The organism is Mangrovimonas spongiae (genome assembly GCF_003944795.1).
GTDB classification, from domain to species: Bacteria; Bacteroidota; Bacteroidia; order Flavobacteriales; family Flavobacteriaceae; genus Mangrovimonas; species Mangrovimonas spongiae.
The window spans coordinates 364643-387327 of record NZ_RWBG01000003.1 but is presented as its reverse complement, the minus strand read 5'-3'; the positions used below and the strand labels follow the sequence as shown (position 1 = coordinate 387327).

General features: G+C 33.3%; 19 protein-coding genes and 1 tRNA gene. 2 read left to right on the top strand and 18 right to left on the bottom strand.

Annotated features, from left to right (window positions below; genetic code table 11):
• Positions 1 to 2: 2 nt before the first annotated feature.
• The 5 genes from EJA19_RS12710 to EJA19_RS08795 form a co-directional block, all read right to left on the bottom strand.
• The gene (locus tag EJA19_RS12710; protein WP_158611372.1) at positions 3 to 1157 is read right to left on the bottom strand and encodes a restriction endonuclease subunit S; all 1155 of its coding nucleotides are present in this window, start codon (positions 1155 to 1157) and stop codon (positions 3 to 5) included.
• Entirely contained in the window at positions 1150 to 2649 is a 1500-nt protein-coding gene (locus EJA19_RS08810) for a class I SAM-dependent DNA methyltransferase (protein WP_125467996.1), read from the bottom strand. The genes EJA19_RS12710 and EJA19_RS08810 overlap by 8 nt, the downstream gene beginning before the upstream one ends.
• Positions 2649 to 4394: an AAA family ATPase gene (locus tag EJA19_RS08805; protein ID WP_125467995.1), complete on the bottom strand. Its 1746-nt coding sequence runs from the start codon at positions 4392 to 4394 to the stop codon at positions 2649 to 2651. The genes EJA19_RS08810 and EJA19_RS08805 overlap by 1 nt, the downstream gene beginning before the upstream one ends.
• Position 4395: 1 nt before the next feature.
• The gene (gene hsdR / locus EJA19_RS08800; RefSeq protein ID WP_125467994.1) at positions 4396 to 6702 is read right to left on the bottom strand and encodes an EcoAI/FtnUII family type I restriction enzme subunit R; all 2307 of its coding nucleotides are present in this window, start codon (positions 6700 to 6702) and stop codon (positions 4396 to 4398) included.
• A gap of 192 nt (positions 6703 to 6894) precedes the next feature.
• Positions 6895 to 7521, bottom strand: a complete 627-nt coding sequence (locus tag EJA19_RS08795; RefSeq protein WP_125467993.1) for a thermonuclease family protein — start codon at positions 7519 to 7521, stop codon at positions 6895 to 6897.
• Between the two features lie 211 nt (positions 7522 to 7732).
• Between EJA19_RS08795 and EJA19_RS08790 the strand changes: the two genes are divergently transcribed.
• Positions 7733 to 8320: a hypothetical protein gene (locus EJA19_RS08790; protein ID WP_125467992.1), complete on the top strand. Its 588-nt coding sequence runs from the start codon at positions 7733 to 7735 to the stop codon at positions 8318 to 8320.
• Between the two features lie 47 nt (positions 8321 to 8367).
• Here EJA19_RS08790 and EJA19_RS08785 read toward each other — a convergent pair whose 3' ends face one another.
• From EJA19_RS08785 to abc-f, 7 genes are all read right to left on the bottom strand, one after another.
• Entirely contained in the window at positions 8368 to 8817 is a 450-nt protein-coding gene (locus tag EJA19_RS08785) for a hypothetical protein (RefSeq protein ID WP_125467991.1), read from the bottom strand.
• Positions 8818 to 8850: 33 nt separating this feature from the next.
• Positions 8851 to 9597, bottom strand: a complete 747-nt coding sequence (locus tag EJA19_RS08780; protein WP_125467990.1) for a hypothetical protein — start codon at positions 9595 to 9597, stop codon at positions 8851 to 8853.
• Positions 9598 to 11019, bottom strand: coding sequence for a tyrosine-type recombinase/integrase (locus EJA19_RS08775; RefSeq protein ID WP_158611370.1), 1422 nt, complete (start codon positions 11017 to 11019; stop codon positions 9598 to 9600).
• Positions 11020 to 11072: 53 nt separating this feature from the next.
• Positions 11073 to 11145, bottom strand: a tRNA-Met gene (locus EJA19_RS08770).
• 128 nt (positions 11146 to 11273) lie between these two features.
• Positions 11274 to 12101 (bottom strand): leucine-rich repeat domain-containing protein, encoded by an 828-nt coding sequence (locus tag EJA19_RS08765; RefSeq protein WP_125467988.1) that lies wholly within the window; start codon positions 12099 to 12101, stop codon positions 11274 to 11276.
• A 183-nt stretch (positions 12102 to 12284) separates the two neighbouring features.
• Positions 12285 to 13112 (bottom strand): Two component regulator three Y domain protein, encoded by an 828-nt coding sequence (locus tag EJA19_RS08760; protein ID WP_125467987.1) that lies wholly within the window; start codon positions 13110 to 13112, stop codon positions 12285 to 12287.
• A gap of 101 nt (positions 13113 to 13213) precedes the next feature.
• Positions 13214 to 15118: a ribosomal protection-like ABC-F family protein gene (gene abc-f / locus EJA19_RS08755; protein ID WP_125467986.1), complete on the bottom strand. Its 1905-nt coding sequence runs from the start codon at positions 15116 to 15118 to the stop codon at positions 13214 to 13216.
• Between the two features lie 82 nt (positions 15119 to 15200).
• Between abc-f and EJA19_RS08750 the strand changes: the two genes are divergently transcribed.
• Complete coding sequence (locus EJA19_RS08750; RefSeq protein ID WP_125467985.1) at positions 15201 to 15593, top strand: DUF983 domain-containing protein; 393 nt, start codon at positions 15201 to 15203, stop codon at positions 15591 to 15593.
• On the opposite strand, the gene EJA19_RS08745 is transcribed toward EJA19_RS08750, so the two are convergent.
• The 6 genes from EJA19_RS08745 to EJA19_RS08720 all read right to left on the bottom strand — a co-directional run bounded on the left by EJA19_RS08745 (position 15574) and on the right by EJA19_RS08720 (position 22684).
• Positions 15574 to 16611 (bottom strand): NAD(P)/FAD-dependent oxidoreductase, encoded by a 1038-nt coding sequence (locus tag EJA19_RS08745; RefSeq protein ID WP_125467984.1) that lies wholly within the window; start codon positions 16609 to 16611, stop codon positions 15574 to 15576. The genes EJA19_RS08750 and EJA19_RS08745 overlap by 20 nt on opposite strands.
• 75 nt (positions 16612 to 16686) lie before the next feature.
• A complete protein-coding gene (gene porN / locus EJA19_RS08740; RefSeq protein WP_125467983.1) occupies positions 16687 to 17586 on the bottom strand; it encodes a type IX secretion system ring subunit PorN/GldN in 900 nt (299 codons plus the stop codon).
• Positions 17587 to 17632: 46 nt separating this feature from the next.
• Positions 17633 to 19207 carry a type IX secretion system motor protein PorM/GldM gene (gene porM / locus EJA19_RS08735; protein ID WP_125467982.1) on the bottom strand — a complete coding sequence of 525 codons (1575 nt, stop codon included), beginning with the start codon at positions 19205 to 19207 and terminating at the stop codon, positions 17633 to 17635.
• A 54-nt stretch (positions 19208 to 19261) separates the two neighbouring features.
• A complete protein-coding gene (gene porL / locus EJA19_RS08730) occupies positions 19262 to 19900 on the bottom strand; it encodes a type IX secretion system motor protein PorL/GldL (RefSeq protein ID WP_125467981.1) in 639 nt (212 codons plus the stop codon).
• A gap of 87 nt (positions 19901 to 19987) precedes the next feature.
• Positions 19988 to 21355: a T9SS ring complex lipoprotein PorK/GldK gene (gene porK / locus EJA19_RS08725; RefSeq protein ID WP_394342051.1), complete on the bottom strand. Its 1368-nt coding sequence runs from the start codon at positions 21353 to 21355 to the stop codon at positions 19988 to 19990.
• A gap of 162 nt (positions 21356 to 21517) precedes the next feature.
• Positions 21518 to 22684, bottom strand: a complete 1167-nt coding sequence (locus EJA19_RS08720) for a formimidoylglutamase (protein WP_125467979.1) — start codon at positions 22682 to 22684, stop codon at positions 21518 to 21520.
• Between the last annotated feature and the right edge of the window lies 1 nt (position 22685).

Sequence of the window (22685 nt, the reverse complement as noted above, 5' to 3'; positions counted from 1 at the left end):
TTTTACAACTCTCCCTTAAACGCCTGATCTAACAAACTACTTTTTAAGGCTTTTAAATGATTGAGTTTTTGGGTTTGGGTTTCTACCGATTTATCAATTAAGTTTTGATATTCTGAAAATAATTGTGATAACTCTAATTGAGTTTTATAATCTGGCACAGGTATTTCAAATTTCTTTAATGCTGTTTTACTAACTTCCTTGAACGTTGTTGAATTTGATAATGCTTCAATTTTTGGTGTAAAATGCTTTAATGTTTTTGCCAAATAAACATTATTCAAACCCTCATTTGGAATAAAATTAGTGAAACCTTGATTTGTAGAAAGTTCACATTCAGTAATGGCAATTTTACCAATACTAGCTCTAGAAGAGTAAACAACAGTTCCTTTTGGTAATAATTTTGCAGAACTTTTTTGCAAACCTAATCTAGAAATTTTCTTGGTTGAATCCTTTACTGTTGATATTACTCCTATTGGTGGTAAATCTGTTGGACTTAACCAAATTATTTCATCTGCCCAATATTCTGATATTGCTGTCTTGGGTGTTCCTCCTCCTACAATTTTAGTAACATCTTGCAGTTTATACCATTCACAATCCAACCTCCCAAACTCCTCATCCAACACGCTACCCATTAAGGCTTGGGTATGTTGTAGGTTGGCTTCTAATAAACTAATTGCCTTATCTATCTTGGAAAACAAACCATCTAACTTGGCGACGATGCGTTGTTGTTCGGGTAATGGTGGTAAGAAAAACTTTCTGTTTTCAATTGCTGTCTTTGTTAAATGAAACATTCCTACACCTCTTGAATGCTCTTGCTGCATTAAATCTTTATCCCACTCCAAGAATTGGAACGCATAATTTTTATCCAATACTTTTTCATTACAAACCATTTTCCAAATGTGGTAATGATAAATTACCTTTTCCTCATTCCAAATTCTAGGACCGAAAGATGCAGACCAAGCATAAATTAAGTCACCTTTATCACAATACTTATCTTCATCTAATTCCAAATTAGAATAATACCAACTATTATTGGTAAATAAATTACCAACCCTAAGAACTCTATACTTACCTTGGTCTAATAATTCAGCTTTTTTATATGCTCTTCCATTAATAACTTGAATAACATCTTTAAGCTTTACTTCCTTCCACTTACCCATCAATCAAACTTTCAATTTGGGTTAATAACTGGGCTATTTGTGCATCGTTTTGTTTAATGCTACTTAACAGTTCTTTTGGGCTTTGGTGTACCACTTCTACAATTTTGTGTGGGTTTTTGGCGCTTAGGTCGTAGTCTTTTATGTCTGCGATGTTTATGGTCCAGTCGTTGCCGTCTTTTTCGGTTTTAACATTGGTAGCATTACGCTTTTCTGGGTTATGGAATAGGTCTACAAACTCTGCTAAATGCTCGTATGCTATAGGTTTGTTTTTGGTGAGTTTGTATGGTGGATTGACCTCATAATACCAAATATTACTGGTAGCACCTTTACGGTCAAAATACAAAATATTGGTTTTTACACCACTATAAGGTAAAAATACACCGCTTGGTAAGCTTACAATGGTATGCACATTATAATTTTCTAACAAGGTTTGTTTGACTTTAGTAAAGGCATTATTGGTTTGAAACAAGACGCCTTCTGGCACCACAATAGCGGCACGACCTTCTAGCTTTAGCATTTTCATAAAATGTTGTAAAAACAAAATCTCGGTCGCATTACTCTCTACAGGAAAGTTTTGCTGTATTTGCTTTTTTTCTTTACCGCCAAATGGTGGATTGGCTAGTATAACGTCGTGTCTGTCTTTTTCTTGATAATCGCGTATGTTTTGGGTAAGCGTATTGCCTTTAAAAACGTTTGGGCTTTCTATACCATGCAAAATCATATTCATCATACCCATCACATAACCTAAACTGGTTTTTTCTTGCCCAAAAAAGGTATCGTTTTGTAGGGTTTCCCAATCGGCAGCAGAGAGTTGTTCTTTTTTACCGTTAGCGGTTAGATATTCAAATGCTTCTACTAAAAACCCACCAGAACCTACTGCACCATCATAAATGGTATCGCCTACCTTAATATTGGTGGTTTCTACCATTGCTTTGATGACGGCACGTGGTGTGTAAAACTCGCCAGAATTACCACCATCGCTACCCATACTTTTTAGTAGGTTTTCATACACTTGAGAGAGTTCAAACAGCTCATCACTACTTTGGAAGTCTAGTGCATCTATAATATCTAACACCTCACGCAGTGTATGACCACTAGCAATACGGTTGTCTAAATACTCAAAAATGGCTCCTATTTTATAGGTTAAGGATTTTGGATCGTTAGTAGTAGCTTTAAACGCTTTTAAATATGGGAATAAGGTTTTATTGACAAAATCTATTAAATCGTCTCCTGTTAAGGCACGTTTGACGTCTAGTTTACCATCGTCGTCTTTAGGGCATGCCCATTGGTGCCAACGGAGGTCTTTGCGTAAGACGTAATTATAGTCGGTACCTTCCAAAAAGCCTTCGTCGGCTTTATTGGCCTCGTAATCGTTTAAAAATTTAAGAAACAGGATCCACGAGATTTGCTCGGTATAGTGCATAGCACCAGATATACCATCGTCACGACGAAGGATGTCTGTTATTCTATCTATGTTGTTTTGTATGCTCATTAAATATTATCTCTAAGGTAATTGTACATTAATTCTATATCATTAGAAATTTCAGAAGCTGGTATTTGCTCTATCATGTCATCTAATTTATTTTCATCAAACCCTCCATCTTTATACAATGGATGTAAGATTGTTTTGCTATCAAAATCTCTAATATCCGCAGAAGCGTCTAATGTATTATTAACAGCTAAACTTACCAAGGGAAAATGATTTTGTAGTTCTTGTAATTTATTAAAATAAGTTAGCATTGTTGGACATAATAAGTAATTTTCTATTTCTCTTCGTTTCCAACTTAATAAATGAGATCTGGTTGTTTTTCCATTTATTTTAAAACTTCTTAAACCTCTAAAACCTCTATGAATATTAACTGTTAGGTCTTCTTGAATTTGATTAAGCGGCAAATCATCTCTATCGCAAATCAAGAAAATATCTTCTGTTATTAAGTTATTTGGTGCATTATTTTTAAAATCTTCAACAAACAATAATTTTCCTTTTCCAAATTTTTCATCTGCAGTTTTAAAACTAGACGATCTTTTAATTGGAACTATCTCATCAAAAATTGGCAAAACCTCCTCACCTATTTTTTTTGTAGCTAGTTTTTTAAAGATTAACCAATCCACATGGTCATCTATTAATACAATTTTTCTAATTCTAGAAGCAACATTAATTTCATAACTATCTTTTCCTACGATATTTGATAACCGCTTTGATAACTCCTTTATAGTCATATCTGATTCGATGACTCCGTTTTCGATCAGTTTTATACTTTCAATTTCGTTCTGTAGAATGGAATCTGATATATGAGTTGTAGTAATAATTTTACCAGAAGCTGTTTTTAATACATTCCAAAGTTTTTCAATATTTTCATAGTAAAGGTGTGAATCTATTTCGTCAAATAAGAAAATCGTATTATCAGAATCAAAAAGATCTAATATTGCATATATTGAAAGCAACTGATATTCTCCATCGCTTAAGACACTAAATTCTAAATTATCTTTAAACTTCAAAGCACACTCCCAAAGCTCAGTGTTAGCTGTCCATCCATTTGTAGCCAGAGCCCAAAATGTAAAAATCCTATTAATATCTTTATGCGTAAAAACATCATAAGCTTTTTTGGAATTAAAACTCAACCAACGCTTAATTAAATTATTATTATTTAGAAAATCAAAATCAATATTAAATACAGAAATGATGCTTTCTATGGTTTCATGAAATGATGTTTTTCTTAATTGGTTTTCTTCAAATTCGTACCCTTCTTCATTTTGATCTGTCTTTTCCTCTTTTTCTATTTCTCTTTTTATTTTTTCTACATAATATTTTCTAATTCTAAATCTAAAATGAAGAGTTGATGATATATCATCATTTAAGTCATCAGTGTCTATGTAATTCTTTTCTTTTAGATATTTTCTAACTAATCCATTTGGTTTAAAAATAGTGGACCAAAAAACTAGCATACGTACCCAACTTGAATCAAAATAAAACGAATTTATTGGTGATTCTTCTTGTTCATTTAGGTAACGCCTATTTACCTTTTTATGATTCTTAAACAATGAAGAAAAAAGTTCATTTTGACCTGAAGAAAAACATATCACTTTTAAATCTTCATCTTCAATATATTTTTTAAATATGGCCTCTAAAATGGATGATTTACCGCAACCATTTTGTCCTATAAATGTTATTAAACCATTACTTAAATCTAAAGATTGGTCTTCATCACATAATTTACTTTTAAAATCAATTTGCATATTAAATAGCTCTATAAATGTTTTCTTGTAGCTTGTAATAAGCTGACAGTAGCGTTTTCATGTCGCCAAATGCTGTTTTAGCATCTTTAGGCGTGCCAAGTTTAAGTTTGACAAGGTCGCCTAATTTGTCTCGTTGCAATTCCTCTATTCCATATTGCTCATAATGTTGTAACACAAACTCTAAAAACTCTCGTGCTTCGAGATTTTTATACACTTCGAAAAATTTAGGTTCGCCTTTTACAAACTCTACACGTTGTTTTCGTGTCATTAAGTTAGACGCGAAAGAAATGTGTGATAACACATCAAAAATATCACATTCTGGCGTGGCTATCATCAATCTTAAATCGTACAATTGCTCCTTATCAAACCCTAAATCACCTAATTGATTTAATAACTCTGTACGTGTATCTGGGTTAGACCATATTTTACGTAAATGGGCTTCGTCTTTATAGATAGCAGGTAACTCTCCTATTAGTTTTTCTAAAAACTCACGTGCGGTTAATGGCTTTCCGTTTTCGTCGATATAACGTGTATCGACATCAGTCACCTTTAATTGTCTTCCGTTTGATAACTCTACAATTAGTTTTTCTTTATGCTCATAAGGTTCACCTGGTTCTGTAACTTTAGGTTTACGTGGTGGTTTTGGTATTGGGTCACCACCAGCCCCTTCTCCTTCTGGTGCTTCAGGTTCGCCATCCCATTCCGCATCATAAAACAGATTGGTGGCACCTACAAAATCAATGATGGTAAAAAAGTCTTTGCCATCAAAAACTCGCGTACCGCGACCAATGATTTGTTTAAACTCTACCATTGAACCTATTGGTGCAGTTAAAACAATATTGCGCACATTACGCGCATCTACACCTGTAGTTAGCATTTTAGACGAGGTTAATATTACAGGTATATCCTTATCATTATCCTGAAATGCTTCTAGCAATTCTCTACCATGTTTACCTTCGTCACTGGTTACCCTTACGCAATAGTTAACATCAAACACTTCTTTATGCTTATTAATAAAATCTCTTAAATCTAAAGCATGGTCTTGGTTAGCGCAAAACACTATGGTTTTATCCATTTTATTAATATGCTGTAAAATGGTTTTTGCTACCAATTCTATTCGTTGTTTTACTGTAATGCTTTTATTAAAATCCTTAAGCTCGTAACGGTCTTTTGTAACTTCTCCCTGTACAATTTTACTATCGTTAGTATGGATGTATTCGTCTATATTAGTTGTTACCCTTTTTACCTTATAAGGTGTTAAAAATCCATCTTGAATACCATCTTTTAGAGAATACTCATACACAGGTTTTCCAAAGTATTTGTAGGTATCTACATTATCTTCTCGCTTTGGCGTGGCTGTTAAACCTAAATGAACCGCTGGTTTAAAATGATCGAGAATAGCACGCCAAGAGCCTTCTTCATTGGCACTTCCACGATGGCACTCGTCTATAACAATTAAATCGAAGAAGTCACTTGGGTATTCTTTATAATACCCGCCAATATCTTCTCGTTCGGCAATCGCTTGATAAATAGCAAAGAATATATAAGCGTTTGTTGGTACTACTCCATTTCGTTTTCTTACTTCTTCACCATCAATCTTTATCACATCTTTTTCGTAAGGGTTAAATGTATTTATCGCTTGATCTGCCAACACATTACGATCTGCTAAAAATAAGACTCTAGGTCTTCTATCTTTTCCATCAAGATTCCACTTAGCTTGCAAGAGCTTATGAACAATCTGAAAAGAAATAAATGTTTTTCCTGTACCAGTTGCTAAGGTTAGTAATATGCGATCCTTACCATCAGCTATACTTTCCATAACTTTATTAACCGCAATCTCTTGGTAATATCTTGGTCCGAAATTACCTGTCAATAAAAATGGAATGTTTTGTAGTTTTTGTTTTAACGCATTCTGTTTACCGTAAACTTTATTATAAAGTTCTTGAGGTGTTGGAAAGTCACTAATATAATCTCCCTTACCTGTCCTTTTGTCAAACTCATAAATTTGCTTACCATTAGTAGCGTAAACAAAGTTTATTTTTAGTTTGTCAGCATAATCCAATGCTTGTTGTAATCCTTTGGTGGGATGATCTCTGAGCTTTTTAGCTTCTACAATAGCTAAATTGGTATTATTATATTTAAGAAGATAGTCTAAAAACAAACGTTTACCGCGTTTATTACCTAACAGCTTTCTTCCATCTGTAAAGTAATACTCTCGGACTATATGAAAAGCCTCCCATTGACTTTTTGCAAGTTTAGGATCTATGAAATTAGCTCTAGTATCAGATTCTGATATTGGTTTGGTCATATATAAGCAATAACAATTCGCATACAATCGATAAAATTGTACAAAAAAAGTCAAACAAGAATTAGTTAAAGGGCTTTAAAGTTAAAAAAAAAAAAAATGACTTATTCGCCTAGTCCATTAAAGACTAATTCTTAAAAAATAAATATAGAAGGTTTTGAAAAATTTCCCTTGTGGAAAACCGTAATAAAACTGTTAATGCTGATAACAACGACCATTAGCATTTTTGGTTTTACGTTTACATCGTTTGCCTGATTTAGTCTTACCAGTGCATTGAGTAGCTTTTGCTTTTTGAGATTTTGGAGTCTTAGAACTTGTCAAACCTGTCAACAAATTCTCTTTCGCTGTTTTCTTATTAGAACTTCTCCACTCCCACGGAGCAATTGCCTTTGTATCTATCCAAAGTCCTACTCTATTCTTCTTAGCCTCATCTTCTAATGACTGCAAAATATTATCATCAGAATATTTAACAAAATGCCAAGCTAAGCCAGCCTTGAGCAATTCTTTACTTAAATTTTTATCACCATAAAACACATAAGCAATAGACCTACTGTAACAATCTTTTTTAATAACTTTAAGTTCAACTTCTTTATCAAATATAGCATCCGATGTAAATTGTTTTGCCTTTATAGAAAATGGTTGCTTACGCTCTGGGCAATCTATATTAGCAACTCTAACCCTTATTAGGGTTGAATCTTGAATAAGTATTTTAAAGGTGTCCCCATCTGTAATTGCTACTACTTTGCCCTTAACATCATCTTGAGCATTTATTACAAAGCTTATTAGTATAATTATTGTTAATATAAACCCTTTTAATTTCATTAATATTTTCTTGATAATGATAAGACAAAACAATTATGAAAGAAAATTTATTAAGAGATAGTAAAACTATTGATGATTACTAACCTATCAAAAGAATCTAAAATCTAGTATAGTATTATAGAAATTTAATTTACATTATAACATAGAAGAATAAAATTGCAACCTATCATTAGGAAAAAACTTTTAACTTAACCAACTAAAACTTAAAAACATGAAAGCCTATTTTTTAATTACTGCATTAAGTTTAGCAATATCATTTTCAGCAAATGCCCAAACAGACAAATCTGACAAGCAAGAAAACATAGGTAACTTCACATACTATGATCCTATATTTGTTCATAAATACCCTAATAAACCAAATAAGCTATATGAGCGTTTCGAAGAAATTTCTGTGATTGCTATAGATTCGGTGATGAAAAGAAAAAAAAAGCAGTATAACGTAAAAGAAAAATACAATGCTAATCTATCAGCAACTGATAAAAACGAGTTAGTTACGTTATTTAAATCTAAAAACAAGAACTATACAGACTCTGATTTACCACATAATTTGAAGGAAATTAGTACCGCTACAGATAACCGTTACGGAATGTTTTTTTTAGTTGAAACTAGAAGTGGCTCTTCTCCTTATACAACACCAATTAGTAGATTACAACTTAAAACTATAATTTTTGATTTTAAACAAAATGCTGTAGTGTTTTATAAAAAATCTAAAAACTTATCACCTAGAGATAATGGCGGCTATGCACATACTTTAATTAAAAATTTAAATTATATAAATAGAGCTATTAGAAAACTTTAGAATGAATGCTTAACAAATGCTTTCTAAAATAAAAGTGAGTACCGCTTCTATTTAGTCCACCTATAAACAACCTCTTTTCTTTCTATATCATAATATGGTCTTTGACCGTTAGGCTTTGGTGACATGTTTGTTATTAAATGGTATCTGCCCTTTATTTTAGAAACCATTGTATTAATATCCTTTTTGGTTGCGGGTCTATTTTCTTTTTTAGTTAAAAATGTTTTTGTACTTTCTGCTAATGCTTGTCCTAAAGCAGCATTACCTACTCCTGCAAAACTCATTTTTTCTACGGCTATCTTTTCTTGTGATAGTGGTTGAGATGTTACACTACTTAGGGGTGTTGGTTTATTTTCTGTTTGCTCTTGGTGTTGCGCCTTTTTTCTATGGTGATATGCTTTGGAACGGCAAGTATCACTACAGTATTTTTGAGCGCCGCGTCTTGTCGGCACATATTCCTCATAGCAAAACCCGCAGATATAAAATTTATTTTCAGACATTATGCGTCAAATTTACGTTCGTTTGACGCAAAATTAGCATTTTTTAGCTATTTTCAAGTTAAAAACGGTCTCTAAAAGAAAGTTTTCTGCGGTGTCTTTTGTAGTCGCTTTAAGTTGTTCTAGGCGCTGTTTCTTCTCTATGCGTTTGTTTCCTTGTTTTGGTGGCGGTGTTGTACTTGACGCTGTTTGGGGTTTTGGGACTGTTGTTTGAGGTGTTTTTGGTTGATTTAAGTTAGGTACTAAACTCTTAAAGTTCTTTATTACGGCTTTAGTCTTTTCACTTGTTACATCTAAATGTTTTGCAAGGGCTGTTTGTACTTGAAACTTAGCCGCAAATTCGTCTTTATGTTTTTGGTGTGTTTGGTATTGCCATTCAAAAGCTGATTGCTGGTCTTTGGTTAGATTTTCAACCTCTTGCGCAACATGCGTGTTCATCCATTCTGTAAGGAACAAAAATGCATCTACTTGGTCGCTATACTTTTCTACAATATAGTCAAACTGTTCTTTAGTGTATTTGTCCTTTAAAGCATATAAGTTAAAAATGGCTTCGTTAAGAATCGTTCGCTTTTGCATACTAATCATAGTTGCTTTTTCATTAGGGTCTACAAAATAACCTTCACTATCTATTACATAGACCTTATTAATCATCTTTTGAACTTCTTCATTATCCGTTAACTTCAACAGGGTGATTAAACGCTCTGGCACATAAAAAATGAACGCTTTCGTCATATTTATAAACGCCCCTTTAATAATATCTTCTAGGCTATCGTTTGCTTGCATCTAATTTTTGATTAATTCTGAATAGTCCTCTGGCAATTCTGCATCGATATCGCGCAAGTATTTCTCTAAAGCGGTCATAGAACTATGTCCTGTAATTTGCATTAGTTTACTTTTTGCGGCATGCGGCGAAGAGTCTTCTACTAAAGCGCGGTACAGTTTGGTTATGTAGGTATGTCTAAAACTATACATGGTGTGATCTTTACCTAAATTGAATTTATTTTTTACTACCTTTTTAAAGCGTTTGGAAAAATAGTTGCGTTTGTTGTCTAATGCGACAGGCCATTCCCCTCCTACTCCTTTTGGTGTAAATAGATAATCCGTTTTCTTAAGTTTTGATAAGTCGGGTAAATCATTCCATAAAATCTCTGGAATAATTTTTGTTTTTAGCGGGCTATTTTTGGCTTTAAAACTTAAGGTGCGGGTTTTGGCGTCAATATCTTCTACTTTTAAGCGGCAAACTTCTATAGGCCGCAAAAAATTATAGGACACAAACTTAATAAACAACAACAAGGTAGGATCGTGTTTTTCTAAGTGATTAAAAATATCTTGTTGTTGTTTTACGGTATAGGTTTTATTTCTTGTGGCGGTGGTTTTAAGGACTTTTATTTTTTTGACCATGTTCTCTCTCACTAGTTCATGTTCTTCTAGTGTAGAAAAGAAACTACTTAAACTAGCGCGATAGTTATTTCTATTTCTCGGTGAGCTTTCGGTCATAATATGAAGTAAAAACTCTGATACGACAGACTTCTCTACTTGCTTAATATGGGTAATATTCTTTTTCTTTGTTTTTAACCATTTTTTAAAAATGCGGATATGACTTCCGTAAGACCGTAAACTACTCGCTTGTAAAGTTTGTTCTTTTATCTTGGCGTCAAAATCAAAGGCCTTTTCTAAACTTACCCCTTTCGGTGCTTCCGCCGCCGCATGTTTTTTAGTAGCGGCGGCGCCATTGGTTAAGGGTGCGTTGCCTTGTTTTATGGGGTGTTGCGCTTTAGTTTGTTGTAATGCCGCGGTAGTTTCTTCTTGCTGGTGTTTTTGCGGTTGCGGTGGTGGCGGCGTTTTTGGTTCTTGTTGCAACGGGTGTTGCTTCGCCTGTTGTTTATTATAAAGCGCTGTATTATCCTCATAAGGACTGTATCCTTGACGCAACAATTTATTTAATACTTGGCGCAAAATGGTCAAGACTGCTAATCGCTCTTCTTTAGTTTTGTATTTATTGGCTTCGCCATAAATAGGTGTTTGCCTTTTGAGCTTTCCTGTCTCGGGATGACGATAGGAAAAATACACATACCAACGCTTTGATAAATCGTTGTTTGCTGTGTAGATTTTTGGTGTGGAAAATTTCTTCTTCAATGACAAATCGTATGCATTTTCGTATGCACTTTCGTATTCAATTTCTATTAGGGCGTTAAAATTACGCATAAAAAAACGGTTTGGCAACACCAAACCGTTTGTATACATGACTTTGTCATTAGTAGCGGGAACTGGACTCGAACCAGTGACCTTCGGGTTATGAGCCCGACGAGCTACCTACTGCTCTATCCCGCGATATTGGACTGCAAATATACTAGCTTTTTTTGTTTTAGCAAGAAAATAATTTAAAATATTTATGAAATAAAAAAGGAGCTATTCTACCATAGCTCCCTTTCAAATCAACAACAAATATTTAGTGGGTATTAATCATCAATATAGTCTGTGGCTAGGCCTTCTTGTTCATTTTGTGGTATGCCTAGAATGCTTGAGTCTTCAGATTTTATAATAGAAACATAATCCTTATCTAAATTATTATCGCTTACCATCATAACAGATAGTTTTTTCAGCCCATAAATACCATATGGCAACCGTCCTGTTAATTGATTACTGGAAAGCACTAATTCTTTTAAATGATTTAAGTTACCTAGTTCATGAGGAATACGACCTTCTAATTTATTATCTATTAAACTTAGTTTTTCTAACTGTAACAGTTCACCTACTTCACTAGGTATAGTTCCTGTAAAAAAATTACTTCCCAATAATAATTCTTCAAGATTGGTCAAGTTACCTATACTATTCGGTATAGGTCCTGTTAAACTGTTACTATAAAGCTTTAATACTCTAAGCTTATTTAAAGCCATAAGTTCATTGGGGAGTTCGCCTTCTAACTGATTCATATACAGTTCTAGTACTTCTAACTTTTGCAATTGTCCTAACGAAGTGGGTATATTACCTGTTATCTTGTTAAAGCCTAGCCTTAACTCTTTAAGAGATGTTAAATGAGCTAACGATTGAGGCATAGTACCTTGGAGGTTATTCATTTCTAAATGTAATTTAACAACAACATCGTCTTTTATAGTAACACCTTTCCAAGTACTAACTGGTTGGTTTATGTCCCATTTGTCAACCCAGTTTTCGCCTGAAGTAGCGTGGTAAAAGTCTAATAGCGCTTCTTTTTCTTTAGGAGAAATCGAGGCAAAGGTTATCATGGTAACTAAAGACAATAACAAGGTAAGTTTAGCAGTTTTCATACTTATTTGGTTTTGAGGCTAAAAGCGAAACAATAATAAAAATTATATTTATGAAATGCAATTTTTTTCGATGAAATGCATAGGCGGGGATGTTTTATTTATAAAAATTAGCGTGAAATACTAATAAAAAAAGGATAGTATAAAAACTATCCTTGTATAAATATAAAATTATGTTTTCAGTTTTTAATCGTCAAAATAATCTGTTGCAAGCATGCCTTTATCTTCAGGTATGACTTGCATCGTTGGTGGTGTAGATTTTCCTGTTACGGTAACATACTCTTTATCTAAATCATTATCACTTACCATCATAATTTCTAAACCTCTTAATCTCGTTATTTCAAATGGTAAAGTTCCTGTTAATCTATTACTTGATATAACTAACTCTTTTAAGTCCTTTAAATCTCCTATCTCTTTTGGTATATCCCCTTCTAAATTATTGTCTAAAAGAATTAACTTTTCTAAACGAGATAAAGTTCCTATAGATTTTGGTATTGTTCCTGTAAGGCGATTACTTCCTAAGGATAATTCTTTTAACCCTTTTAAATTCATTAAAGATTCGGGGATTTCACCTTCAAAAGTATTACTATAAAGTTTTAAAACCTTTAGATTTTGTATGCTTCCAAGAGTTTCAGGAATTTGGCCTTCAAATCTATTCATGAACAATTCTAATATTTCAAGATTTGAAAGCTTGCCAAAGTTTTTTGGTAACTCACCCGATAATCTATTAAAACCTAAGTTTAGCTTTTTTAAAAAAGTAAGGTTTTGTAGTTCGTTAGGTAATTTACCTTCTAAATTATTCATATGTAAATTTAAACCAACCACATGATTATCTTCAATAGTAACTCCGTACCAAGTAGATACAGGAGATGTTAAGTCCCAACTATTAGTCCACTGATCTCCATTAGTAGCTTTGTATAAACTTTTTAAAGCTTGCCTTTCTGAATTTGGAACTTGGGATAAAACTAAAAGGGGAATTAATAAAACGATTAATGTTGATAGAGCATTTTTCATTTGTTTGGTAGTTGGGTTAATGCTACCAAATTAAGAAAAAATACGGATTAAAACCAATTTTTTTCGATGAAACGCATTGCGTTATAGGGTTTTATTAACTTTTAGAACTTATCCAGTTCTTCTTGAATACTTTCCCAATCCATCATTAATTGTTCTAATTTGTCCTTTTTAGCTTGGTAAGTATCAAAAAAATTAGGTTTAGACACAGTCTCATCGTAATTCACGGCTAACTCTACATCAATCGCTTTAATATCTTTTTCTAATTGCGTGATTTTAGACTCTACTTTACTTAGTTTATTTTTTAATGACTTTTGTTGCTTTTGGGCTTCGTAACTTTGATTAACGTTTTCTTTAGGAACTTCTTTTATAACATCCCGTTTTTCTACTTCGCGAAGGTTTTCAACATTACGCTGTTTTAAATAAAAATCAATATCGCCTAAATATTCTTTAATTTTTTGGTCTTTAAATTCGTAAACGGTATTGGTTAATCCTTGTAAAAAATCACGATCGTGTGATACCAATATTAATGTTCCTTCAAAACGATTTAAAGCATCTTTTAATACATTTTTAGATTTGATATCTAAATGGTTTGTAGGCTCATCCATCACCAAAACGTTAAAAGGCTGCAACATTAGTTTGGCTAATGCTAAACGGTTACGCTCTCCACCCGATAACACTCTAACATATTTATCGACTTCTTCGCCACGAAACAAAAATGCGCCTAAAATATCGCGTACTTTTGTTCTATTTGTTTCGTTTGCAGCATCAATCATGGTATCGTGAACCGTTTTATTACCATCTAAATATTCGGCTTGATTTTGGGCAAAATATCCTATTTGTACATTGTGTCCTAGATGTAACTGTCCTTGATGTTCAATTTCATTGACAATAATTTTGGCTAAGGTAGATTTTCCTTGGCCGTTCTGTCCAACAAAAGCTACTTTACTATCTCGCGCTATAGAAAGGTTAATGTTGTGTAGTACTTGAAGATCGCCATAGTTTTTAGATACCTGTTTAGCTTCCAGAACAACTTTTCCAGGTGTTATGGACACAGGAAAATTTAAGGTCATGACACTATTATCTTCCTCATCAACTTCAATACGATCTATTTTATCTAATTTCTTTATTAAAGATTGTGCCATTGAAGCTTTAGAAGCTTTAGCTCTAAATTTTTCAATCAGCTTTTCGGTTTGTTGTATTTGCTTTTCCTGATTTTTATGTGCTGCTAATTGCTGCTCTCTAATCTCTTCACGAAGCACTAAAAACTCGCTATATGGTTTGGGGTAATCGTAAATTCTGCCTAATGAAATTTCAATAGTACGGTTGGTAACATTATCTAAAAACATTTTATCGTGAGAAACAATAACAACAGCACCTTGGTAATTTTTTAAAAAATTCTCCAACCAAATTATCGATTCAATGTCCAAATGGTTTGTAGGCTCATCTAAAAGCAACACATCGTTATTCTGTAACAGAAGTTTGGCTAATTCTATACGCATACGCCATCCACCGGAAAAAGTATCGGTAAGCTTATTAAAATCTTCCCGTTTAAAACCTAAACCTTGTAAAATCTTTTCGGTATCGCCTTGATAGTTGTAACCGCCTAAAATTTCGTATTGGTGTTGGATATCATTTAAATCAATCATTAACTGATTGTAACTCTCGCTTTCGTAATCGGTACGTTCGGCTAATTGTAAATTAATGCCTTCCATTTTAGCTTCCAAATCCTTAATATCCTTGAAAGCTTCGTAGGATTCTTCTAAAACGGTTTTCCCAAACTCAAAATCGATATCTTGCTTTAAAAATCCTATACTTAAATCCTTATCGGCTGCAATTTGTCCAGAATCTGGTTCAAGCTCTTTAGAAAGAATTTTAAGCATGGTAGATTTTCCAGCGCCGTTTTTTCCTATCAATCCAACACGATCGCCAACACCCAATTTAAATGTAATTTCCTCGAAAAGGTATTCGCCTTGAAAACTTATAGAAAGGTTATGAATGTTGAGCATTTGTGACTTTTGTTACAGTTAATGATGAATAATGTTGTAATTTTGTAATTACAATATTCAGCGCAAAAGTACAGTTTTAATTATGATTAAAAAAGGCTCCAAACTATACAGCATTTTAACAGGGAGTTGTCCAAAATGCCATCAAGAATCGATGTATGAAACAAAAAACCCTTATGTTTTATCTGATGTTTTAAAAATAAACGAGGAATGTTCGCATTGCCATACCAAATATCGTATAGAACCATCTTTTTTTTATGGCTCGATGTATGTTAGCTATGCTATTGGTATTGCTTTTGGCGTTGCTGCTTTTGTTATTAGTTATTTGTTTTTAGAGAGTAGTTTAATAACTGCATTTTTTGCTATAATTGGAACTTTGGTTGTTTTTGCTCCTATAATTATGCGTTTATCCAGAAACGTATGGATTAACATTTTTATGCATTATGACGAAAATTTAGTTAAGAAGAAAACCGAGTAATATTAATATCTTCTTCTAATTTTATAGCATTTTCAATAAAGTTATAAAGCTGTTTAGCCACATAAGGGGCTATCATAACGCCTCTTGTTCCAAGACCATTTAGCACGTAAAGATTATCGTATTTAGGGTGTTGCCCAACTAATGGTCTTCTATCTTTTACGGTGGGACGAATACCTGCTTTTTGATTAACAACCTTAAAATCGCACTTAATAAAGGTTTTTAGCTTTTCTAGGAGTTCTTTTTTACCTTCCGCTGAAGGTTGATTGGTTTTATCGGTCCAATTATAGGTAGCACCAACTGTATAATAATCATTCCCTAACGGAATTAAAAACGCACTCGATTTTAATACAAAATCTATTTTTAAATCTGGAGCATGAATGGTTAATAGTTCGCCTTTGGTTCCATTTAGTGGTAAATGGTTAAAATAAGGGTTCTTTTTTAAACCAAAGCCTTCGCAAAACACGATATTTTTTGCTTGAATATCTTTATAAATTACAGCGTCTTCTTTAATTATTAAATCATCATAATTAAACGATTCATTAATATATGTACTCGCCAACTTTTTCTTAAACGTAGCCAATAAATGCTCTGTATCTATTCTTCCAGTATGTAGTACTTCACCTAAACCATAAGGAGCAGGAACAGCCATATTATTATTGTTACAAATTTTTGGCGACAAATATTTTTGCAGACCATATTTATCGGCTGCTACAAACCAATTATTTTGTTCTTCAACAGAATTGAATAACCGTTTTACAGGAAGTTTATAATCTAAAGTAGTTTCTAAATAAGACGCTAAGTCGTTATATATATGGTTTACTAATTCTAATTGTTCATCGCTTTTCCAAACTGGTGTAAAACGCTTTAAAACAACAGGATTATACAAGCCACCTGCTACAGTAGACGACTGTTGCGAATTATCATCAAACACCACAAAAGATTTGCTATGCTGTAATAATAAATAACAAAAGTTTACGCCTGCTAAGCCCTGACCAACGATAATATAATCTACTTTCATATTTACGAAGATAACATAAAAAAACGCGCACTTAAAAGTGCGCGTTTTTCTTTATTACTTTTTGACAAATAGGCTTTAATAAGCCCACATATCCAACTCAAAGTTTCTAATTTTTTCTTTGATTCTTTCAGATTCTAAAAGTTGCATTAAAGCGTTATCAGAAATGTATTCGGTTACTTTTCTATCACCATACACATTTTCTTCTTTAAAGATATATCCATTAAATCGTCTTGAATTTAAGATATGATCGAAAGAATATGGCATAGCGCTATTTTCGTTATTAAACGATTTTGCTTCGTGCAATACTTCTCTAGCATCTGGATAGAATACCCAGAATAAAGGAATTGGTTCTTTGTTTGCTTCGTCATCAGAATCTAGGAAGTTAACATCTGGTGCTGCTGGTGCAATACCAAGAAGTCTGTACTTTAATTCTCCTTGACGTTTGTCAAAATACCATAATCCTTTTACCAAATAAGCACTAATATGGAAAGAAGTGATATCGGTTTTTGTGATATATTCTGGATCTACACGACCTTCGGCATTGAATTGTTCATAACCAATATCTAAGGTATCTACTTTAGACATTGAATACTTTAAATCTTCGATGGTACGTTCTGCAGTAAAGTAAGAATCATCGTAAATTTTTTCGATTTTTCCTTCTTTAATAGATTTCCAAAGCACATCAAATAAAGAGCGTCTATTTTTCCCAATATTATTTGTATCTATTGGATAATACAATGGAAAGTTTACACGTTCGTCAAGAACAACACGTTCCCATGTCATTTTAGAGAACATAATATCTCTATCATCTACATAACCATATTCTAAAGGCTTATCATTATCAACTGCTATTTGTGCCTCTGTTTTTACACCAATCTCTTCTGGAGCTTTGGCATTTAAAATATTGGCTTGCGAATAAGCAGTTACACCAAACGATATGGTTAAAACGGTTAATAAAATACTCTTTAAATTCATCTTCTTCTTTTTAATTATTAGGGCTTATCAATTAAGATAAAAGCGCTTAGTTAGTAATTTCTACCACTACAGGAGAAACACTTTTTAACTTATAACTAGAGTTTCCTCTAATACTCGCTTTAATATCGAAAATTGCAACTTGGTCTCCTCTTCTTGCTTTACGTAAAGCGTTTTTAGCTTGTGAGTTAAGTTTTGTTCCACTAACTCTTACAGAAGGCTGACCTGGCACTTTAATTTTAAATTCAGATACTACGATTGGTAGTTCGAAATCAAAGTCTTCTAACTCTGCTCCAATTGTTGCAATCTGTACATTGTTTCTTGGTAACTTAACAATTCCTGGTTGTCCAGCAATAGTTCCTGTTGGTTTTGGTATATCCTTGATACGGAATGTTTTTCTATCTGAAACAGCAGATCCATCATCTAAAGTAGCTGTTACATTAATTGTAACTTCTCTACCTGTTCCTGGTCTCATTTCGTATTTTCCATTACCAGTTTTTCTTAATCCTGTTGCACTAGCGTTAACTTTGTTATCTGGCACTCCAGCAAATGAAATTGTCATTGGGTTTACAACACCTCTATAAACAACATTCATTTTATCAGCTGAAATAGTTGCTGAATTTGGTCTTGGTACAACAACGTATTTACCGTTAAAGTCGATTGGTAATTCTTTACCATCTTCTAAGAAAGTAAACTGTCCATCTACATCATGTTCACCAACATTACCTACTGTAAACTCGATACGAGCTGCTCCAGTAGAATCGATAGCACCTTCTCTATCTAAATCTAGAGATTCGCCACCTACACTTAATTTGGTTGGTGTAACGTTAGCATATTTACCTAATACTACTTTACCTGTAAATTTCTCACCAGCGAAAAAAGCATTTTTGTCTGGTACTACAATAGCCGTGTAGTTTTTTAATGATACCGCTTCGTCTAATGTGTTTCCTAAAAATAGGTTATACATATTTGTTTCGGTAGCTTTTACATCGTTTTGCATAGCTGTAAGCTTAGTGTACGATGCAATTGCTGGGAAACCTTGGAAATGGTAATCTAACCATTGTAATTTTTTACCGTCTTGGTTTACAACTTCTTTAGTATTGAAACGTTCTTCAAAGTTTTCAACAGCTTTTTGGTATTTAACATCGTCTCCTAAAACTGCTTCAATATCAGCTTTATATTTATTAAGACGGTCCATAAAAGCTTGTCCTTCTTTGGTTAAACGATCACCTGTAAACCAATATTCGTCTAAGAAATCACCTTTATCCATCTTTTCTGATGGTAATTCGCCATTTTCTTCTCTTTCAAATTTTCCTCTTTCAAGGATCATTGCTTTTTGTTCACCTAAATACTTGAAAAAGTCATCAGAGATTTTGCTTATTTGTTGTGCATTGTTTGATGCTACTCTAAACTCTTCTGGTTTTTCTTCTGCTTTTTGCTTTAAGCCTTCAAGCATTCCTGTGTTTGATGTAGAAGCTAGTTCGTTAGCTCTTACAAATTTATCGTTCATTAACCCGAATGCTGAAAGTACTTCCTTACTCATGGTCATCGCAATCATTGCAATAAACACTAAGTACATTAGGTTAATCATTTTCTGCCTTGCAGATAATTTTCCTCCTGCCATGTTTTAATTAGTTTTGTTTGTTAGAAATTAAAATTTACTAGTAAATAATACTAATTAAGACTTGTTCATAGCAGTTAACATACCACCATAAACACCGTTTAAAGATGATAGGTTAGATGCTAATGATTGCATTTGTTCTTTTAACTTTTGAGCATTCTCAACAGTTTCTTCGTTAATTGCCGCTTGACGGTTAACGCTTTCTAACTGTACTTTGTACATGCTATTTAAAGATTCCATTTGAGCTGCTGCTAAAGATAACTCTTCACCATACTTTTTAGTAGCTGCAATAGAGTCTACTGTTGGAGAAATTCCTTTAGCTGCTCCTTCAAAGTTTTTAATGCTATTTCCTAAGCTAGACATTAAGTCGGCATCGATTTTAGCTTCTTTTAATAAGTTATCTAATTTTTTAGATAATAATCCTTCTGCATCTTTAGGTTCTTCTTTTTTACCTTTCTTACCTCCTAATGATTGTCCTCCAGCTAATTCTGGATATACTAAAGACCAATCTAAATCGCTTTGTTGTCTTTCAAAAGCAGAATATGTAAATACTAATGCTTCAACAACCATACCTATTGTTAAGATTAGAGACCCTCCTGGCCAGTGCTGAATCTTAAATAGAGCTCCTACAATTACTACTGCTGCTCCTAATCCGTAGATCATGTTTGTTAAAGTAAGTTTTCCTTTTTGTGCCATAATTTTAGTTTTAGTTTAAGTACGTTAATACTTAAGATAGTTTAATATTTAGTTAATTGTTAATTGATTTTCTAATTTAGTTAGTTTTTAGTTTCTAGCGTTTAAGGTTACATCTGTTCCCATGTAATCTTGTACTGTTCTGAAACCGATATAACTTCTTGCTGAATCTGCATATTCGTAGTCACGAGAACTCACTTGCAAGAAATAAGCAACATCTTTCCAAGATCCTCCTCTTACTACTTTACGTTGGTTGTTTACATCGTTAACACTTGGGTTAATAGTAGAAACAAACTCGTAAGATGACTGATCGTAAGAAGCATTTACCCATTCTGAAACATTACCTGCCATATTATAAAGGTTAAAATCGTTAGGCTCATAAGACTCTGCCTCTACAGTATATAATGCTTGATCGGCTGCATAATCTCCACGTAATGGTTTAAAGTTTGCCATAAAGCACCCTCTATCGTTCTTGGTGTAATAACCACCCCAAGGATAAGTTGCTGCTTGCAGGCCACCTCTTGCTGCGTATTCCCATTCTGCTTCAGATGGTAGTCTATATTTATTTACAAAATGCTTACCTCTTTCTTTTCTGTATGCATTGTGGTGTAGTGTTCTCCACTCACAAAACGCTTTTGCTTGCTCCCAAGACACACCTACTACAGGATAATCACTATAAGCTTCGTGCCAGAAGTAATCGTTATGCATTGGTTCGTTATAAGAATAAGCAAAATCACGAATCCAGGCTGTAGTATCTGGATAAATTTCTACTTCTTCTTTAATAATAAACTCTGAACGCTTTTTCCCTTTGTTTGAGGCTTTGGCTGCTTTTTCCATATCCATATAGGTATATTGGAATTTAAACTTAGTTACATCCCAAGTTCTTTGACCATTGTATGATTCCTCCATAGGAAGGTACATCGTATCCATAACTTCGGCATAATACTCATCTGGATATTCTGCTGTATCAAAAATTAAATCTATGTCGTGATTTAGTTTTCTGCCTTCATATCCTGTTGGTCCAAGCCCTACATAGTTATCGTACATGTATTTTTCATATACGGTCATGTTTGCTGTATCGGCATCTTTAAATGCAAATTCACCAATTCCTCCATTGCCTGGAGTCTCTCCAATTTCGTCAGCTAATATTGCTAATTTGGTTCTAATAGTAGAATCTCTTACCCACTCAACAAATTGGCGGTATTCACTATTAGTAATTTCTGTTGCATCCATGTAGAATGACCTAACCGTTACGGTTTTTGTTGGGGCATCATGAATTCCAGCTAGATCATCGTCTGCTTTACCCATAATAAATGCGCCGCCAGGAATTAATTCCATTCCATACGGTTTTTCGGGATGCCATTTCTTTCCTTTAACTCCTACTAGCTGGCCTCTATCTCCTGACCCACAACTAGTTAGTATAGCTAAAACTGCGATTAATAATGTAAGTTTCTTCATATCCATAGAAAACTCGAGGTTAAATTTTATGCCTTAAAAATTTTAAGAGCGTAAACATATCTATATATTTTTTAAAAAACAACTTTTTTACTAAAAAATTACACATTTCGTCGTCAAAAAGTGCATTTCAACGATGATATTGTACGTTTTATGCTCATTTTATTATATACAATTCTTTTTGAACGCTTTATACCAACGTTCGGGTACTTTGTTATTACAGGCATCTATATAATCTTGATGCATGCAGGGTAATAACGTATGTTTTTTTAATTTATTATTAACGTTTGATAAAAAAGGGATTTCAATCCACCAGCGCCCAGTTTTATTACTTTTAAAGAAAATAAGCTCTTGCTCCTCTACCAAGGTGATGAATTTCTGGTAATTATTCTCATTTGAAAAATCATCGTCACTTACTCTAAAAGAGAATCCTTCAATAAAATACCAAATCATTTGCGCTACCAACATTGGAGTTACATCATCATCATTAGACGGTTTATATTCATATATACCAAAGGAGGACACTTTATTACTTATTCCAGCATATCTTGATATAGCACAAATTTCTTTACCATCTAATCCATTAGGCGACAATTGTTGTCTTCCTCCCAACTCTGATGCTTTTACTACGTTTAAATCAACACTTACAATATTAGCATCTCTTAGTACAGGTTCTGCTAAGGTTATATTATTTGATACTTCTCCTAATCTGTAAAACTCGAAATAGAGTTTTTCCATTAAATCTATTTCTTCTTGAGAATTAAAATAGGTTTGATAACCAATTGTAGAATAATTAAACAGGTTATAAGGTTGGTCTACTACAATTTTCCCAACAAAACTATTACTCTTTATTGGTTTTGCAGAATCTCCTAGGTTGAATTTTGAATCTACATTTACAATATTTACCATAGGAATAATATTGTCGTAAGCGCGATAATTGGCAAATGTTAAATCCTGACTCCCTCCTAATATAATAGGTATGATTTTTTTTTGAATAAGAATTTCCAGAATTGTTCTTAACGCATAGTAGGTATCTTCTACTGTTTCTCCTTTGTTAATATCGCCTAAATCGGCTACTTTAACATTCCAATTACCTGGAAACAATTGATAGAATGATTTTCTAATATTATCGAGATAGATTTCGTCACCAATATAATCAACATCGTTTCTATTCTCTAAAACGCCAATTATAGCCAATTGAACATCTTCTAAATCTGGAAAACCATTCTGACTGGAGTGAATTAACATCTTTCTCCCTAGCGCCTGCGAAGCCAGTAATGTTGAATGTGCCATTACAGAATCGGAAACAGGAGAAAGAAAATCAAAGTTCATT

Excerpts from the sequence above, each read along its gene's own strand:
- EJA19_RS12710 (WP_158611372.1), bottom strand. The coding sequence starts at position 1,157 with ATGGGTAAGTGGAAGGAAGTAAAGCTTAAAGATGTTATTCAAGTTATT.
- EJA19_RS08810 (WP_125467996.1), bottom strand. The coding sequence starts at position 2,649 with ATGAGCATACAAAACAACATAGATAGAATAACAGACATCCTTCGTCGT.
- EJA19_RS08805 (WP_125467995.1), bottom strand. The coding sequence starts at position 4,394 with ATGCAAATTGATTTTAAAAGTAAATTATGTGATGAAGACCAATCTTTA.
- hsdR (WP_125467994.1), bottom strand. The coding sequence starts at position 6,702 with ATGACCAAACCAATATCAGAATCTGATACTAGAGCTAATTTCATAGAT.
- EJA19_RS08795 (WP_125467993.1), bottom strand. The coding sequence starts at position 7,521 with ATGAAATTAAAAGGGTTTATATTAACAATAATTATACTAATAAGCTTT.
- EJA19_RS08790 (WP_125467992.1), top strand. The coding sequence starts at position 7,733 with ATGAAAGCCTATTTTTTAATTACTGCATTAAGTTTAGCAATATCATTT.
- EJA19_RS08785 (WP_125467991.1), bottom strand. The coding sequence starts at position 8,817 with ATGTCTGAAAATAAATTTTATATCTGCGGGTTTTGCTATGAGGAATAT.
- EJA19_RS08780 (WP_125467990.1), bottom strand. The coding sequence starts at position 9,597 with ATGCAAGCAAACGATAGCCTAGAAGATATTATTAAAGGGGCGTTTATA.
- EJA19_RS08775 (WP_158611370.1), bottom strand. The coding sequence starts at position 11,019 with ATGCGTAATTTTAACGCCCTAATAGAAATTGAATACGAAAGTGCATAC.
- EJA19_RS08765 (WP_125467988.1), bottom strand. The coding sequence starts at position 12,101 with ATGAAAACTGCTAAACTTACCTTGTTATTGTCTTTAGTTACCATGATA.
- EJA19_RS08760 (WP_125467987.1), bottom strand. The coding sequence starts at position 13,112 with ATGAAAAATGCTCTATCAACATTAATCGTTTTATTAATTCCCCTTTTA.
- abc-f (WP_125467986.1), bottom strand. The coding sequence starts at position 15,118 with ATGCTCAACATTCATAACCTTTCTATAAGTTTTCAAGGCGAATACCTT.
- EJA19_RS08750 (WP_125467985.1), top strand. The coding sequence starts at position 15,201 with ATGATTAAAAAAGGCTCCAAACTATACAGCATTTTAACAGGGAGTTGT.
- EJA19_RS08745 (WP_125467984.1), bottom strand. The coding sequence starts at position 16,611 with ATGAAAGTAGATTATATTATCGTTGGTCAGGGCTTAGCAGGCGTAAAC.
- porN (WP_125467983.1), bottom strand. The coding sequence starts at position 17,586 with ATGAATTTAAAGAGTATTTTATTAACCGTTTTAACCATATCGTTTGGT.
- porM (WP_125467982.1), bottom strand. The coding sequence starts at position 19,207 with ATGGCAGGAGGAAAATTATCTGCAAGGCAGAAAATGATTAACCTAATG.
- porL (WP_125467981.1), bottom strand. The coding sequence starts at position 19,900 with ATGGCACAAAAAGGAAAACTTACTTTAACAAACATGATCTACGGATTA.
- porK (WP_394342051.1), bottom strand. The coding sequence starts at position 21,355 with ATGAAGAAACTTACATTATTAATCGCAGTTTTAGCTATACTAACTAGT.
- EJA19_RS08720 (WP_125467979.1), bottom strand. The coding sequence starts at position 22,684 with ATGAACTTTGATTTTCTTTCTCCTGTTTCCGATTCTGTAATGGCACAT.